Raw genomic sequence first — 15587 nt, 5'->3', positions numbered from 1 at the left:
GCAGGGCACTTTCATGTCGTTTTTTCGTCTTAGCTTGTTCTGACTGTTTATTTTTGAGGAAACCCCCCATGAAAGCCTGGATGTGTGTTCCATTTATTGCGTTGGCTCTGGCAGGTTGTGCGGGCAATAAATCTGCTTACCGAGACAGCTGTGCCACTCAGCTGGACGCCGCCTGGCATGAGCTTGATCTGGCCAAGGCTGAAGGTTTTGCAGGCACGGTCAGCTACTCCAAAGCGCTGTCCTTGCTGACTGCGGCTAAAACACAGCAGCAATTTGAAGCGTTTGAAGGTTGCACCATCAAATCAGAAAAAGCGCGCTTTTATATCAAAGAGTCCCGTGCCGGACGTTAAACCGGCAGGGTGAAAGAGGAGGGGACGGATGGCTGAGTTGGCGGACCGGATAATAGAAAATGTAGTACGCCTGGAGGTCAAGCTGTTGGCCTGTCAGGCGCGCCTGCAAGCCGAAACGGATCCTGAAGCGTTGCACGATTTACGCACCACGGTGCGTCGATTGCGCAGTTTACTGCGACCGTTGCGCGGCTTGCCGGGTGTGGTGCAATTGGAAATGGCGGCGTCCCAGGTGGGGAGTTACACGACTCCCTGGCGTGACCTGGAAGTGCTGGCGGCCTATTTGCAAGAGCATGACCAGCCTCTATTGGCGGCCCGTCGACGCGAGCAACTGGCGGGGATTTACCCGACGGTGGCCGACAGCGTCCAGTTGGCTCAGTTATTGATGATTGTTGACGTGTTTCCTCGCTTTATCCGGGCCGCTGAACGCGAAGGGCTGTTGCGAGGGCTGCGTCAACGCATCGAAAAGGTGCTAGAGAAGCAATGGCTGACGCTTGAAAAAGCACTGAATGACCCCGGCCATGATCGTCATCGCGTGCGCTTGTTAATCAAGCGCGTGCGCTACGGAGCTGAGGCCTACCCCCAACTCAACGAATTGTCCGCGCGGGTGCTCAGCCGTTTGAAACAGGCGCAACAGGCGCTGGGTGAGTGGCATGACGCATGGCAATGGCTGGTTCAGGCGGAGCAAAAGCCCGATTTGCAGCCGTGTGTGGAGCAATGGCGTGCGGCGTTGGTGCGTGGCGAGAAACGCGCAGATCGGGCTCTGGTCAAGCTCAGTGCGGCTTGTTTTCAATAATCGGCACAAAGCCCGGAGTTTGGCGCATTCAAGGCCTGTACACGGGATAAGCCCTGCGTAGTATTGCCCGGTGTTTTATCCACTTGTGAGGTGCTCATGGAATTTTCAGCATTGGTCGCTGCGGTGCGTCACGACCCGAAGGCGGTGACTATTCCGGCAGATTGGGGGCAAGGGCGCGCGACATTTGGCGGTCTGATGGTGGCTCTGCAATACGAAGCCATGCGCGCGCAAATCCCGGCCGAACGAACATTGCGTTCATTGTCGGTGAGTTTTGTCGGGCCGGCTGAACCGGGTGTGCCGGTCAGTTTTGAGGTCGAGATACTGCGCGAAGGCAAGGCAGTCACTCAGGTGCTGGGACGGGCGATGCAAAATGGCCAGGTTGTCACACTGGTTCAAGGCAGCTTTGGGGCTGCACGTGAATCTGTGGTGAGCGTCGACAGTGTGCCGGGACCTGAAATGAAAGCACACGCAGACTGTCAGCTATTACCCTATATCAAGGGCATCACCCCCGAGTTCATGCGCCATGTGTCGATGGCGTGGGCAGTGGGTGGGCTGCCGTTCAGCGGTCGTGGCACACGTGAAATGGGTGGCTGGGTGCGCCTTGGCGGGGATCTGCTCGACGAGCCCTTGACCGAAACCCATCTGCTGGCGCTGGTTGATGCCTGGCCGCCAGCGTTGCTATCGATGCTCAATAAACCGACGGCGGGCAGTACATTGACCTGGACCATTGAGTTTGTGCAGCCGTTACGAAACGTCCGCACACTGGACTGGTGCAAATATTTGGCGGTTATCGAGCATGCCCGCGATGGCTACGGCCATGTGGCGGCTAATCTGTGGTCGCTCGAGGGTGAGCTGATTGCGATCAGCCGCCAGACCGTAACCGTTTTCGGTTAATCAGAACGTTTTGCTGCGCTGCCGATCTTTGGCCTGCCCTTCAAGTTGGCGGCCTTGATGCTGGATGACCATGCCTGCGATCAGCGCAACCAGTCCGATCACGGCACTTGTTGCATTGTTGCTGAATACGCCTGAAGCCATCAGCAAAAACGCAACGACCATGATCGGAATGGCGATCAGGTCAAGCGCTTGCAGTGCAGCGCTCTGTGCGTTAAGTGGGCTGGAGCGCCATTGCCAGGCAGGCTGGTCAGGATGTTGTTTGCCCATGATTGCTCTCCTTGTGTTGTATGGGTTCAGTCTTGGCTGAACCGGATAAACAAAGAATAGGGCGCAGCGCCAAGAACGGCGAATCAACAATGGCTATTGGCCTTATAGGCAGTTGCCTATAGCTTTAACTGGCCAATGGCGCGGTTCAATTCCCCTGCCAGAGTTGCCAGCTGGTTGCTGGTGGTGGCCGAGTCGACGGTCTGCTGTACGGTGTTTTCGGTGACGTCGCGAATGCTGACCACCGCCCGATTCATCTCCTCGGCCACTTGGCTTTGCTGCTCGGCGGCCACCGCAATCTGGGTGTTGCTTTCGCGCATCTGCGCCACGGCCTGAGTGATCTCGGCCAGCGCAGCACCCGCTTCTTGCGCTTGCTGCACGCAGTCGTCAGCCTTGAATGAGCTCTCCTGCATAAAGTCCACCGCGTCGCGAGTCCCTGACTGCAAGGCTGACACCATGAGCGTAATTTCATCGGTGGAGGCTTGTACGCGTTTGGCCAGGTTGCGCACTTCATCCGCCACGACCGCAAAGCCTCTGCCCATTTCGCCGGCACGAGCGGCTTCAATAGCGGCATTGAGCGCCAGCAGATTGGTTTGTTCGGCAATACTGTGAATGACCCCGACCACGCTATTGATCTTCTGACTGTCCAGAGCGAGTTGTTGAATCATCTCGGCGGTGGTTTGCACCCCGGTGGACAAGCTGGCGATGGAGTGTTGCACGCGGCTTACCACCTGTTGACCGCTGCCCGCCAAGGTATCTGCGGTTTGTGAGAGGTCGCGTGTGGCGCCCGCGTGTTGAGCAATGTGGTAGACAGTGGCGGACATTTCATTGATGGCTGTCGCTGCCTGATCTGTTTCGCTCTGTTGTCCGAGCATCCCCTGACGCACCTCATCCATGCTGCTGGCCAGCCGCGCCGCACCCACATCCAGCTGCGCAGCAGTTTGGGCGACCGTATTGACGACGCGCTGAAAACCAGCCTGCATGGCGTTGAAGGCGCTGGCCATCTGTCCGACTTCATCGGTGCAGGCCAACGGCACACGGGCTGATAAGTCACCGGTCTGTTCGACATTCAACATCACGTCCTTGAGCGTGTTGAGTTGGCTCAGCAAAAAGCGGATGAGCAATTGTGAGGCCCCGAGCATGGCCAGCATCAGCACCAAAACGGCCACTGCATAGTGGGGTAGGCGCTCTAGAAATACCTGTTTGAAGCTCGGGGCATCAGCCTTGACCGCAAGGTTCTGGCCGTCGTCGCGCGTAACTCTGAGGGTTCCTGGTGGCGTCGGCTGGCCGGCTGGTACGCGCAGCAGATAAGAGGGCTCAGGCAGTGGCTGACCGGCGGGCCAGGCACTGAGTAACCGGGCGTGCTCTTGGGCGTTGGCCAGTGCAGCGTCACTGCGTGCTTGCTGCTCAAGGTGTACGGCATACAGCACCAGCAGCAAGGTGGTGACAAAGGCCACCGCATTGACGGCCCAGAATTTGTATTTGAGCGAGATGTTGCTAAGCCAGGTACCCATGGGAGGTCTTCTCTGTTTTACACGCACAATATTGGCAAGGTGCCATCATTGTGCCGGTATTCCAGAAGGGCCTGTTGATATGGGTCAAGGTTGGGGGCAGAGGCAACTGACTGGTGTGTGTTGCTGAAGGCGACGTCCGCGGATTGACGCTGCTGTCGCCGGACGCAGCCTTCGGCAGTTACTACGCTTCAGGTGAGTCAATGATCACGGGCAGTCCAAAAAACGCCCGTGCGCAGGCGGTAGTGTGGGCGGCCAGGTCTTGTTGGCTTTCTTCGCGGTGCAGGGCTACTTCGCGCAGCACTTCGGTCAAATATGCCGGTTCGTTGCGGCCATTTTTAGGCTTGGGTCGCAAGGTGCGTGGCAGCAAATACGGTGCGTCGCTTTCCAGCATCAAGCGGCCACGGGGGATGTCACGCACCAACGGGTGTAAGTGGGTGCCACGTCGCTCGTCACAAATCCAGCCAGTGATGCCGATGTGCAAATCCATATCCAGGTAACTGAACAGCGCACGTTTTTCGCCGGTAAAACAGTGCACCACTGCCGCTGGCAAGTGATCGCGGTAGTTACGCAGAATTTCCAGCAGGCGCTGGTTGGCGTCGCGCTCATGCAAAAACACGGGTAATTGCAAGTCAACGGCCATCGCCAAATGTTCCTCCAGGACCTTTTCCTGCTGCGGTCTTGGGGAGAAGTCTCGGTTGAAGTCCAGCCCGCATTCGCCAACGGCGCGCACGTTGGGCTCTTTGAGCAGTGCCAGTAAACGTTGGGCGCTATCGCCATTCCAATCACTGGCCGAGTGGGGATGGATACCCGCCGTTGCAAACAGGCGCTGCGCGCTGTCATCCAGCTCGCGGCACAGATTCAAGGCTTGTTCACTGCCTTCAACACTGGTGCCCGTGAGCACCAATTGTGAGATGCCTGCCGTGTAAGCACGCTCTAAGACGGCTTGGTGTTTGCCGTCGAAGCTGGGGTTGGTCAGGTTGACGCCGATATCGATGAGTTGCATGGTGCTACCTCAGGCCAGAGGCCGGGAAGCATATCAGAGCTGTAGATTGATAAGAAAAACCAAGAACTACAGACAGTTATGGTTGTCTTTGAATGCCGCATCAACGTAACGCCAGGTTTGCAAAGACTGCCGCTGTACGTTTGCTTACTGTTTTCAGCGCTTTTTTAATCCCAAAAGGGTAACCGGTGGTCGGGTAAATCGATCCAGTGCTGAAGGCCATTCACTCCGGAGAACGGATGATTAGACCCACGCTATTGATTGCCCTGTGTCTCATGATCTTGCCCGTATCGGCGACGGCGCGTCTGGCCGGACCTTCGCAGGTCGGCAAACCGAGTCAGGCCCGTGATCTGGCGCAGATTCGCAGCAGTAAGGTACTGCGGGTGCTGGTCAATCAAAGCCGCAACAGTTCGGGTGAGGTTCAGGGTCAGGACATTGGCGTTGAATACCATCGCTTGCGCGCTTTCGAACGCTACCTCAATGGCCATGCCCGTGATGGCCAGAAAATCACGCTCAAGATCATCCCTAAAGCCAAAGACCAATTGCTCGGCGCCCTGTCGCGTGGCGAGGGTGATGTGGTGGCCCCCGGCGAACTGTTCAACCTCAAGCCCGGCCGTGCAATCAGTGCCAGCGCCCCGATTGTCGATGACGTGCCCTTGCTGCTGGTGGGCGGCAAAGGGCAGCGCCGTTTCACCCGTCTGGAGCAGCTTTCAGGGCGTACAGTGGCGCTGACCACCGGCAGCGCGGCGGGGGCCGCGGTGAATGGGGTCAATCAAAAGCTGGCCCTGCGCAAATTGCCTCCCGTAAAGATCGAGTGGGTCGACCCGACGCTTGCAGTTGAAGATGTACTGGAGATGGTGCAAGCCGGTATTTTTCATCTGACGATCGTTGAAAAGCCAATTGCTGAGCGTTGGGCCACGCTGATGCCCAAGCTGCACTTCGATCGCAAGGTACTGATCAGTGAGCCCAGAGCCATGCGCTGGTACGTGCGGCGTGATGCCTCAATGTTACGGGCGAGCATTGATCGTTTTTTAGTTGGCTATAAAGCGCCTTCCAATCAGGACATGGCGTTTGAGCGGGTTTATCGGCGTTTGTACCGTGTGCATAACCCGCTGGCCCGTGCCGACCGCAAGAAACTTGAGCAGTTACGCCCGGTGCTGCAAAAACATGCCGGTCAACAGGGTATGGACTGGCTTAATCTGGCCGCGCTGGCTTTCAAGGAGTCAACCCTGAACCCCAATGCCAAAGGCGGCGGCGGGGCAACAGGGTTGTTGCAAATTACCCCGTCGGCAGCCCAACGGGTGGGCGTCAATAACATTCAAAACGTTGATAACAATGTGCAAGCCGGGGCCAAGTACCTGGCGATGATTCGGCGCAAGTTTTTTTCCAGTCCCAAGCTCAATGAGAGAGAGCGCATGGCCTTTGTACTGGCGGCTTACAACATGGGGCCGGAACGTGTGCAGGGGATGCGGGCCGAAGCCCGGCGACGCGGGTTGAACCCGGATCAATGGTTCTTTCAGGTGGAGCGCATTGCGATGGAGCAGGTTGGGATGGGGCCGGTCAGTTACGTTAATAGTGTGAATAAATACTTTTTGGCTTTTGATCGGGTTCGGGGCTCTTTAGAGCCCGCAAAGTCAGCGGTGGCATCACGCAAGTGATCTAAAAAATCGATTGTTTAGTTGGGTTTATTCGACTTTTAACATTTTAAAAACTGATTAATATGGCGCCATTCCCACCTGAATAGTCAAAGGACTTCACCATGAGCAAATTCATCCAGATCCTACTGAGCACGCGTGCAGGTTATGGCTTGACCCTATTGCGGATTTTTGTCGGCATCATCTTCGCCGCTCACGGCTCGCAAAAACTATTCGGCTGGTTTGGTGGGGGCGGTCTGGCGGGTACGGCTCAATGGATGGAAAGCATTGGCCTGGCGCCGGGCACGCTAATGGCGCTGTTGTCGGGCGGCACGGAGTTCTTTGGCGGGTTGGCCTTGATCATTGGTTTACTGGCCCGCCCAGCAGCACTGGGATTGTCTTTCACGTTGCTGGTAGCGATCTTCTCGGTGCATATCCATAACGGCTTGTTTATGGCCAACAATGGCTACGAGTTTGCCTTGGCTCTGTTGGGCGGCACGCTTGCGGTGCTGATCGAAGGGGCGGGCAAACTGTCGTTTGATCGTGTCATCGCCCGGTAAACCTCTGCGCAGCTCCAAGGCCCGTCTAGTACGGGCCTTTTTCGTTGTACGAGATTCTTGACAGTTGCAAGGCGGTTTATCTAGGATGTTTTCTTGCGCCGATTTAAACAGCTACTTGCGGGGCGCCAGAGGGTCACTAGACTTTCTAAGAGGTTTGTAGCAAACCTCGAAATACCGCTAAAGCGCTGGTTCGGTGTTGCCTCTCACCTGCCACGCAGAATCCTGAGGCGGAGAACCGAAACATGAGTCAACCACGTCCCGTTGCAAGCTTGGCGCCTGTCACTGCCAACTCGTACCTGCGCAATCCAAAAATCCTTCTGGGTGGTAAGCATCAACCTACGCTGCTGCGTTGGCTGGACGGCTGGCCACGTCGCAAGGGCCGCGCTTCGGCTTTCTTGATTCAATTTGTGGAAGAGGGTGACGAACTGGCGCGTTTTGCCAGCGACAGCTTTGATCTGGCGGTCATTCAATCGCCGAGAGCCGAAGAGGCCGAAGTCGTTATCCGCAACTTGATCCGGGTCTCGCGTCAGGGCTTGATTGCTTTAGGCTAACGGCGTTACGGGTACTCAATCGCAACGATATACACCCATTGCTCACCGGTGGGTGTTTGCACCTGGACTTCAGCATCCAGCGCTTTGCCGATCAAGGCCCGTGCCAGCGGAGAGTCGATGCTGATAAGCCCCTGCTTGAGGTCAAGCTCGTCAGGGCCGACGATGCGGTAGCGTGATTGTTTACCTTCTTCGTCCTCAATCGTGACCCATGCGCCGAAATAGACTTTATTCGGATCGCTGGGCTTCTCGCTGACAACCTTGAGACTCTCCAGACGTTTGGTGAGAAAGCGTACGCGACTGTCAATTTCGCGCAGCATTTTCTTGCCGTATGTGTATTCGGCGTTTTCTGAACGATCCCCTTGGGCCGCGGCCTCACTGACTGACTGGGTCACTTGCGGTCTGCGTACATGCCATAGCTCATGCAGTTCGGCGCGCATCCGCGCTTCACCTTCGGGGGTGATTAGCGCGGTGCCAGCAGGGCGAGGAGGGCGATAGCGGCTCATGGGCAATCCGTTGGCAGAGAAGGGCGCGAGTCTATCAGCCCTCGCGCAATACTGTCAGCGGGCTGGCATTGAGCGCTCGGCGGGTGCCAAAGACCCCTGCGCCGCCGACCATAAGTGCCCCCACTACCGGGAGTAATAGAAGCCACGGGTGAGGATGCCACGGCAGGTCAAAAGCAAAGCGATACAAGACCAGGCTCACCAGTTCAGTGCCCAGAGCCGCCAGCAAACCACTGGTTGCACCCAGCAAGCCGAACTCAATGCGGCGGGCTTTGACCAACAGTTGCCGTTCTGCCCCCAGAGCCCGCAGCAGAGCGCCTTGGCGAATGCGCTCATCCAGTGTCGATTGCAGGCCGGAAAACAACACCGCCAGGCCGGCTGCCAAAACAAACAACAGCACGTATTCAACCGCGATGGTCACTTGGGCCAGGATGCTGCGTAGCTGCGCAAGCAAGGCTTCGATGGGCAGAATGGTCACCGCCGGGAAACTGCGTGAAAGTTCGATGATTTCCTTGTCATGCCCTGGTGCCAGATAAAAGCTGGTGAGGTAGGTGGTGGGCAAGTCCTGCAACGTCCCAGGCTGGAAAATCATAAAGAAGTTCGGCTGGAAGTTGTCCCAGTTGATGCTGCGCAAACTGGTGACTTGCGCCTCGCGATTAACCCCGCCGACGGTAAAGGTCAGATGGTCGCCCACCTTCAGTTTCAGGCTCTCGGCGACTTTGGCCTCGACCGATACGCCGGGAATATCCCCTTCAGGTTGGGCACTCCACCACGTGCCATCTGTCAACTTATTGCCCTCGGGCAATTGAGCTGCCCAGGTCAGGCTCAGGTCGCGCTGGATGGCTTTGTCGCCACTGGAGTCTTTAGTGACGATCTCTTGCACCGGCTCGCCATTAATGCTGACCAAACGTCCAGGTACAACGGGATAAAGCGGTGCGGCCTGAGCTTGTAGCTCGTGCAGGCGAGCGCCGAAAGCGTCTTTGTCGGCTGGCAGAATGTTCAGGGCAAAATAATTGGGCGCGTCTTTGGGCAACTGGTTTTGCCACGTGTCCAGCAGTTCGCCACGCAGCAGTGCGATTAAAGCCATCGACAGCAAAATCAGGCCAAAAGCCAGGGACTGGCCCGCTGCTGCCAGCGGGTTACGCAGAAGCTGGCCCAGCCCCAGTCGCCACGCCAGTGTCGAACGTGCCAATAATCGACGCAGGCTTTGCAGCCCCAGCAATAACAGCCCGCCGAGCACCAATGCGGCAATAACGCCACCGCCGAGCAGGGCAAAAGTCAGCACCAGATCCAGACTCATGCGCCACATGATCAGACCGAGCGCCAACAGGGCCGCTCCGTAAACCGTCCAGGTGCTGGCGGGCACAGGCAGAATGTCGCGGCGCAATACGCGTAAGGGGGGCACGCGCCCCAGTGCAGCCAACGGCGGCAGGGCGAAGCCGGCCAAGGCGACAAGCCCGGTGCCCATGCCTGCTATGGCTGGCATCAGGCCTCCGGGCGGCACGTCGGACGGCAGCAGATTATGCAGGATCGCGAATAAACCGAGCTGCGCCAGCCAGCCCAGCAAGGCGCCGGCGAGACTTGCCAGTAGCCCAAGCAATGCGAGTTGCAGAGTGAATAACCACAAGGTTTCGCTGCGCGACAAGCCCAGGCAGCGCAGTAAGGCGCTTGCATCAAAACGTCGGTTGGCAAACCGGGTGGCCGATAATGCCACGGCCACACCCGACAACAGCACGGCCACCAAGCTGGCCATATTCAAGTAGCGTTCGGCCTTGCCCAGAGCGCCGCCAATTTGCTGGTTGCCGTCACGCCCGTCGAGCAAGCGCTGGTTAGCATCAAGGCCGGGCTTAAGTGTTTGTCGATAAGACTCAAGCGCAGGCGCGTCCCCACGCCACAGCTCGCGAAAGGTGACTCGGCTACCCGGTTGCACGATGCCCGTGGCGGCCAGATCGTCAAGATTGATCAGAACCCGGGGGGTGAGGCTGTAAATATTGCCGGCACGGTCGGGTTCATAGGTCAGAACCCGGGTGATTCGCACGGTTTTTGAGCCGACATCGATCTCATCACCGACTTTCAGGTCCAGTGCCGTGAGCAGTCGTGATTCCGCCCAGGCCTCTCCGGGTTTTGGACCGCCCCCGGGCTGCTCCTCGGCGTAAGGTTGGGCCGCACTTTTCAACTCTCCACGTAAAGGGTAAGCGCTATCGGCCGCCTTGATACTGGACAGTTGAATGCCGTTGTCAGTGGCGATGACGCTGGAAAATTCGACAACACGCGCGTGTTCCAGGCCAAGATCGAGGCCAGTGCGCACTTGTTCTGCGCGGGCCGGGGTGCTGCCGTCAAGGACCAGATCAGCCCCCAGAAACTCGGTGGCACGCAACAGCATGGCGCCATTGAGACGCGCACCGAAGTAGCCGATGGCCGTGCTGGCTGCAACGGCCACCAGCAGGGCGAAGAACAGAACTCGCAACTCTCCGGCGCGGGCGTCGCGTAGCAATTGGCGCACGGCGAGGCTGAACAGACGCAACAACGGAAGGCGTGCCATCAGGGCTCCAGAGGGCCGACCAGATGGCCAGCTTCAAGGCGGATCAGGCGCCGGCAACGATGCGCCAGGCGTTCGTCATGCGTCACCAGCACCAGGGTTGTGCCGCGCTCCTTGTTCAGCTCAAAGAGCAGATCAGTGATGCGCTCACCCGTGTGGCTGTCCAGATTGCCAGTGGGTTCATCGGCAAACAGCACGTCGGGGTTGGCGGCAAATGCGCGGGCGATAGCCACCCGTTGTTGCTCACCGCCAGACAGTTGGCGTGGCGAGTGACTCAGACGTTGACCCAAACCAACCCGTTCCAGCAGGTGCCGGGCATGGGCGCGGGCATCTTTGCGGCCGTCAAGCTCCAGCGGCAGCATGACGTTTTCCAGCGCATTGAGGCTGTCGAGCAACTGGAATGACTGGAACACAAAGCCGACATGTTCAGCCCGTACTCGCGCGCGCTGGTCTTCATCCAGCGTGCTCAAGGCTCGCCCGGCCAGTATGACTTCGCCTTCGCTGGGCAGGTCCAGACCGGCCAGCAAGCCCAGTAATGTGGATTTACCCGACCCCGATGCGCCAACAATCGCCAGGCTGTCGCCCTTGTTCAGCGCTAGGCTCAAGGGGTGAAGGATGGTTAACTCGCCTTCCGCGCTGTGAACCACTTTGCTAAGGTTCTGCGCGGTGAGAATACTTTCGCCCATGGAGAATCCAATGCGTGTGTGGTTTTTAAGTGCTGCTCTGACCCTGATGTGTATAGCTCAGTCTGCAACGGCGGGAACACTATTGATCGTCGGCGATAGTATCAGCGCGGGTTTCGGCCTGGATACCCGTCTTGGGTGGGTGTCCTTGCTGGAGCAGCGTCTCAAGCAGCAAGGGTATGACGACAAAGTGGTCAACGCATCCATCAGCGGCGACACCAGTGCGGGCGGGTTGGCGCGGCTACCAGCACTGCTTGCAGCGCATAAGCCCGACGTAGTGATTCTAGAGCTGGGCGGTAATGACGGCTTGCGTGGCCAGCCTCCGGCGCAATTGCAACAAAATCTTGCGAGTATGATTGATCAGTCACGCGCAGCCGGTGCCAAAGTGCTGCTGCTGGGTATGCAGATACCGCCCAATTATGGTGTGCGCTATACGACGGCGTTTGCCAAGGTGTATAGCGATCTGGCTCAAGAAAAGAAGGTCGCGCTTGTGCCGTTTTTTCTTGAAGGAATAGGGGGGCATCCCGATTTGATGCAGGCAGATGGCGTACATCCTGCAGTCCCGGCTCAGGAGAAGCTGCTGAATAATGTATGGCCGGTGCTAAAACCCCTGCTTTGATGCTTCTCTACTGGCAGTGTTTGGGCTAATGTGGCGCCCCCCTGATTTGGAGCCCCAGATGTCGCGTCCTGCCTGGTCTTTATATGCCTATCAACTGATCGAGCCTGACGAACAGCTCGATCTGTTCGCCTGCCAGGAAGTTCGGGTGCATCTGGTCACGCGCCAACTTGAACTGGGCGGCACCATTGATCGCACGTTATGCGGCTCGCTGTTGCCTGCTCAACCGCGCTGGTCGGATGTCACGCGCAAGGTCTTTCAGGATCACCGGCTCTGCCCGTTGTGCCGGGCGATCATCGAGTCGCAGCGTCGCGGTACAGAGCCTATCTGGCCGGAACTGCGCTTTGAACTATGATGTTACCTGACTGACGCCTTAGCCGGCTCACGAACCCTGTGGGCGCGGTGTACACTCCTTTTTTTTATCCCCGTTGCTTTGCGAAGGATGTTCCGGATGTTGTCGCGCCTACCTGCGGTCACCCGCTACCTGTCAGTTGCCGCACTGTGTGTTGCCGGCCCCGTCTCTGCGCTTGAGTTTGCGCTGCCGCCGCCCGGCGAAGATGTTGTGGGGCAGGTGCAGGTGATAAAGGCTCAATATGAAGACTCCTTCGCCGATCTGGGCGAGAAGTATGAATTGGGCTACTCGGAAATGATTGCGGCCAATCCTGGCGTGGATGCCTGGCTGCCGGTCAAACGCAAGGGTGAAGAGACCGACGTGGTGCTGCCCACCCAGTTTGTTTTGCCGCCGGGCAAGCGAGAAGGCATCGTGATCAATCTGGCCGAGTACCGCTTGTACTACTTTCCGAAAGACCGCGACGTGGTTTATACCTTTCCACTGGGGATCGGTCGGGAAGGTTGGGGTTCGCCCGTAGGCACCACCAGGATTACCGCTAAAACGCCTAACCCGACCTGGACGCCCCCAGCGTCGATCAAGGCCGAGCATGCCAAGAATGGCGATCCCTTGCCGAACGTTGTCCCGGCTGGCCCGGATAACCCCCTGGGGCCTTTTAAATTCACCCTGGGCATGCCTGGCTATCTGATTCATGGCTCCAACGCCAAGTTCGGCATCGGCACGGGCACCAGCCACGGCTGTTTCCGTATGTTCAACAAGAACGTGCTGCAAATGGCGAGCATGGTGCCGGTCGGTACGCCGGTAAGAATCATCAACGAGCCGTACAAGATCGGTGTCAGCGGTGGCAAGGTCTATCTTGAGCTGCATCAACCCTTGAATGTCAGCGATGGTTCTCTGGTCGCCGTAGGGGCGCCTTCGGCAGCTTCAATTGAAGAACTGAACGAGCGCTATAACGCAGTGATGAATGCGGTGCTTAAACGCCCTGATTTGAAAGAGACTATTCAGATTGATCGGGACAAGGCGTGGGAGGTTGTTCGCGCCGAAACTGGAGTGCCTACCGAAGTGGGTTTTGATATCTCGGCACCCGTGGGTCAGTCGTTGGACTACATACCCTGATTGCAGTGTTAAAAAAACCGCCACGGCATTAGCCCTGGCGGTTTTTTATTGCCTGCTTAGTTGCCGGCAATAAAAAAGCCGACCCATAAATGGATCGGCTTGGTAACAATCCTGACGGACTATTACTTGCGGCTAGCTTTTTCAAGCATACGCAGAGCGCGCTCGTTAGCTTCGTCAGCAGTCTGTTGTGCTTTTTGAGCAGCAGCCAGAGCTTCATCAGCTTTACGGTAAGCTTCATCAGCACGAGCCTGGGAGCGAGCTGCTGCATCTTCAGTTGCAGTCAGACGGGCTTCAGTTTCTTTAGATACGCTGCTGCAACCGGTAGCCAGAACTGCGGCCAATGCCAGAGCAGAGAATTTCAGAACGTTGTTCATCGTGTTCCCCTTCAAGGACTTTCTAAATGAAGCTGCTCCTTCAAAGTGAGGAAACAGCCGGCGTACATACTACCCATTACTTGTAGTAAGTAAACTGACCTAGCGCAAGAACCAAAAAAAATTTCTAGTAATCAACGCCTTTCGACTAACGTTAACCAATTGTGCTTGAAAAATAGCCTGCTCAGTATTGACCGAAGTCAAAATCATGGCCCCATTAGGTGACTTTAAGTGGGGGCATGCGTCATAGCCTCAACCGCAAGAAAGCGCTGCTATCCCCCAGAATAGGCTCTTGCAGGGGCTATTCTTGAACACAACTCACCTTGCACAGGCAAGGTGTATGTGATGGCAGGCAGTTCCCTCGGCCCAAAAACAACAGTAATGTAGAGGTCACGGTTCAAGACCCGCTAAGGAGCAATGATGAGCGAGGCGTTGTCTATCCACCATGACCAGGCAGGTCACCAGTTTGAGACCATTGTTGACGGTCACCGCGCTTACCTGACCTACATGGATCTGGGCAAGCAGACGCTGGATATCTACCGCACATTTGTGCCCAATGCACTGCGTGGGCGGGGTATCGCGGCTGCCTTGACCGAGGAGGCCCTCGACTACGCCGATAAAATGGGCTACGGAGTGAGATTCCTTCGTGTTCATACGTCGAGCGATATATGGAGCGCCACAAGCGCCCTCAGGCGAGTATCTGAACCAGCACGCAAAAAAAACCGGGCCAGGCCCGGTTTTTTTGTGCTCGTGTAACCGGCCAATCAGCCGCGCGAACGTTTTGGCAGTACATCCTTGAGCTTGGCGTGCATGCTGCGCAGTGTGCTTTCGGTGCTCGCCCAGTCGATGCAGGCATCAGTGATCGAGACGCCGTACTGCAAGTCTTCCAGGTTTTTAGGGATGGGTTGGCAGCCCCAGTTCAGGTGGCTTTCTACCATCAGGCCGATGATGGACTGATTGCCTTCAACGATCTGGTTGGCGACGTTCTCCATCACCAGCGGTTGCAGGGCCGGGTCCTTGTTGGAGTTGGCATGGCTGCAATCGACCATGATGTTCGGCAAGATTTTCGCTTTGTTCAGTGCTTGCTCACACAAGGCGACGCTGACTGAGTCATAGTTTGGTTTGCCGTTGCCGCCACGCAATACCACGTGCCCGTAGGCGTTGCCTTTGGTGGTGACGATCGAGACGCCGCCTTCCTGGTTGATGCCCAGGAAGCGATGCGGGCTGGAGACCGATTGCAAGGCATTGATGGCAACCGTCAGGCCGCCGTCGGTGCCGTTCTTGAAGCCCACTGCCGAAGACAGGCCGGATGCCATCTCGCGGTGAGTCTGCGACTCGGTAGTGCGTGCGCCAATGGCTGACCAGCTGATCAGGTCTTGCAGGTACTGTGGCGAAATCGGATCAAGTGCTTCGGTTGCTGTTGGCAGGCCCATTTCAGCCAGATCCAGCAGCAGTTGACGACCGATATGCAGGCCATCTTCAATTTTGAAGGAGTCATCCAGATACGGGTCGTTGATCAGGCCCTTCCAGCCAACGGTCGTGCGCGGTTTTTCGAAATAGACGCGCATGACCAGATACAGCGTATCGCTGACTTCAGCCGCCAGCACCTTGAGGCGTTCGGCGTACTCGTGGGCAGCCTTGAGGTCGTGGATCGAGCAAGGCCCGATGACAACGAACAGTCGATGGTCTTTGCCATCCAGGATGTTGCGAATTACCTCACGTCCTTTGGTCACAGTCTGCAGAGCGGTCTCACTGAGAGGAATCTCGCGCTTGAGCTGTTCAGGGGTGATCAGGGTTTCGTTGGAGGCAACGTTTAGGTCGTCGATCGGTAAATCAGCCATCGTGTTACTCGT

Annotated in this window: 17 protein-coding genes and 1 pseudogene; 10 read left to right on the top strand and 8 right to left on the bottom strand. The window is 57.2% G+C overall.

All coding sequences use genetic code 11. The features are described 5' to 3' along the window. Positions 1 to 68: 68 nt before the first annotated feature. The 3 genes from FJD38_RS02330 to FJD38_RS02320 all read left to right on the top strand — a co-directional run bounded on the left by FJD38_RS02330 (position 69) and on the right by FJD38_RS02320 (position 2037). A complete protein-coding gene (locus tag FJD38_RS02330; protein ID WP_122784466.1) occupies positions 69 to 350 on the top strand; it encodes a hypothetical protein in 282 nt (93 codons plus the stop codon). 28 nt (positions 351 to 378) lie between these two features. Beyond that, positions 379 to 1143 carry a CHAD domain-containing protein gene (locus tag FJD38_RS02325; protein WP_122784467.1) on the top strand — a complete coding sequence of 255 codons (765 nt, stop codon included), beginning with the start codon at positions 379 to 381 and terminating at the stop codon, positions 1141 to 1143. A 96-nt stretch (positions 1144 to 1239) separates the two neighbouring features. Beyond that, positions 1240 to 2037: an acyl-CoA thioesterase gene (locus FJD38_RS02320; protein ID WP_146383802.1), complete on the top strand. Its 798-nt coding sequence runs from the start codon at positions 1240 to 1242 to the stop codon at positions 2035 to 2037. Here FJD38_RS02320 and FJD38_RS02315 read toward each other — a convergent pair whose 3' ends face one another. From FJD38_RS02315 to FJD38_RS02305, 3 genes are all read right to left on the bottom strand, one after another. After that, positions 2038 to 2304 carry a terminase gene (locus tag FJD38_RS02315; RefSeq protein ID WP_122784469.1) on the bottom strand — a complete coding sequence of 89 codons (267 nt, stop codon included), beginning with the start codon at positions 2302 to 2304 and terminating at the stop codon, positions 2038 to 2040. 116 nt (positions 2305 to 2420) lie between these two features. After that, a complete protein-coding gene (locus FJD38_RS02310) occupies positions 2421 to 3815 on the bottom strand; it encodes a methyl-accepting chemotaxis protein (protein WP_146383801.1) in 1395 nt (464 codons plus the stop codon). Between the two features lie 181 nt (positions 3816 to 3996). Then, the gene (locus FJD38_RS02305) at positions 3997 to 4818 is read right to left on the bottom strand and encodes a TatD family hydrolase (protein ID WP_122784471.1); all 822 of its coding nucleotides are present in this window, start codon (positions 4816 to 4818) and stop codon (positions 3997 to 3999) included. 236 nt (positions 4819 to 5054) lie between these two features. On the opposite strand from FJD38_RS02305, the gene FJD38_RS02300 reads away from it, so the two are divergent. The 3 genes from FJD38_RS02300 to FJD38_RS02290 all read left to right on the top strand — a co-directional run bounded on the left by FJD38_RS02300 (position 5055) and on the right by FJD38_RS02290 (position 7560). Then, positions 5055 to 6473, top strand: coding sequence for an MltF family protein (locus FJD38_RS02300; RefSeq protein ID WP_146383800.1), 1419 nt, complete (start codon positions 5055 to 5057; stop codon positions 6471 to 6473). Between the two features lie 101 nt (positions 6474 to 6574). After that, on the top strand, positions 6575 to 7009 hold the full coding sequence (locus tag FJD38_RS02295) for a DoxX family protein (RefSeq protein WP_122784473.1): 435 nt from the start codon (positions 6575 to 6577) through the stop codon (positions 7007 to 7009). Positions 7010 to 7251: 242 nt separating this feature from the next. Continuing rightward, positions 7252 to 7560 (top strand): class I SAM-dependent methyltransferase, encoded by a 309-nt coding sequence (locus FJD38_RS02290; protein WP_146383799.1) that lies wholly within the window; start codon positions 7252 to 7254, stop codon positions 7558 to 7560. Positions 7561 to 7565: 5 nt separating this feature from the next. Here FJD38_RS02290 and greB read toward each other — a convergent pair whose 3' ends face one another. The 3 genes from greB to FJD38_RS02275 are packed head-to-tail and all read right to left on the bottom strand — an operon-like array spanning position 7566 to position 11285. Beyond that, positions 7566 to 8063 carry a transcription elongation factor GreB gene (greB, locus tag FJD38_RS02285; RefSeq protein ID WP_122784475.1) on the bottom strand — a complete coding sequence of 166 codons (498 nt, stop codon included), beginning with the start codon at positions 8061 to 8063 and terminating at the stop codon, positions 7566 to 7568. A 34-nt stretch (positions 8064 to 8097) separates the two neighbouring features. Beyond that, on the bottom strand, positions 8098 to 10602 hold the full coding sequence (locus FJD38_RS02280) for an ABC transporter permease (protein WP_122784476.1): 2505 nt from the start codon (positions 10600 to 10602) through the stop codon (positions 8098 to 8100). Next, positions 10602 to 11285 (bottom strand): ABC transporter ATP-binding protein, encoded by a 684-nt coding sequence (locus FJD38_RS02275; protein WP_122784477.1) that lies wholly within the window; start codon positions 11283 to 11285, stop codon positions 10602 to 10604. Before FJD38_RS02275 ends, FJD38_RS02280 begins: the two co-directional genes overlap by 1 nt. A 10-nt stretch (positions 11286 to 11295) precedes the next feature. Here FJD38_RS02275 and FJD38_RS02270 point away from each other — a divergent pair, with 10 nt between their 5' ends. The 3 genes from FJD38_RS02270 to FJD38_RS02260 all read left to right on the top strand — a co-directional run bounded on the left by FJD38_RS02270 (position 11296) and on the right by FJD38_RS02260 (position 13363). Next, positions 11296 to 11901, top strand: a complete 606-nt coding sequence (locus FJD38_RS02270) for an arylesterase (protein WP_146383798.1) — start codon at positions 11296 to 11298, stop codon at positions 11899 to 11901. 58 nt (positions 11902 to 11959) lie between these two features. Further along, a complete protein-coding gene (locus tag FJD38_RS02265; RefSeq protein ID WP_003446817.1) occupies positions 11960 to 12253 on the top strand; it encodes a hypothetical protein in 294 nt (97 codons plus the stop codon). Positions 12254 to 12349: 96 nt separating this feature from the next. Next, positions 12350 to 13363: a L,D-transpeptidase family protein gene (locus tag FJD38_RS02260; protein ID WP_122784479.1), complete on the top strand. Its 1014-nt coding sequence runs from the start codon at positions 12350 to 12352 to the stop codon at positions 13361 to 13363. A gap of 122 nt (positions 13364 to 13485) precedes the next feature. Here the strand turns inward: FJD38_RS02260 and oprI are convergent, their stop codons facing one another. Continuing rightward, positions 13486 to 13737, bottom strand: coding sequence for an outer membrane lipoprotei OprI (gene oprI / locus FJD38_RS02255; RefSeq protein WP_003172710.1), 252 nt, complete (start codon positions 13735 to 13737; stop codon positions 13486 to 13488). 417 nt (positions 13738 to 14154) lie between these two features. Between oprI and FJD38_RS02250 the strand changes: the two are divergent. Continuing rightward, positions 14155 to 14438, top strand: a pseudogene (locus tag FJD38_RS02250) (GNAT family N-acetyltransferase). Between the two features lie 60 nt (positions 14439 to 14498). Here the strand turns inward: FJD38_RS02250 and FJD38_RS02245 are convergent. Continuing rightward, entirely contained in the window at positions 14499 to 15575 is a 1077-nt protein-coding gene (locus tag FJD38_RS02245; RefSeq protein ID WP_122784572.1) for a 3-deoxy-7-phosphoheptulonate synthase, read from the bottom strand. Positions 15576 to 15587 lie beyond the last annotated feature (12 nt).

This window comes from Pseudomonas saxonica, assembly GCF_007858365.1.
Lineage (GTDB): Bacteria > Pseudomonadota > Gammaproteobacteria > Pseudomonadales > Pseudomonadaceae > Aquipseudomonas > Aquipseudomonas saxonica.
The sequence above is the reverse complement of the archived record's forward strand: the minus strand, read 5'-3'. Positions and strand labels throughout refer to the sequence as shown.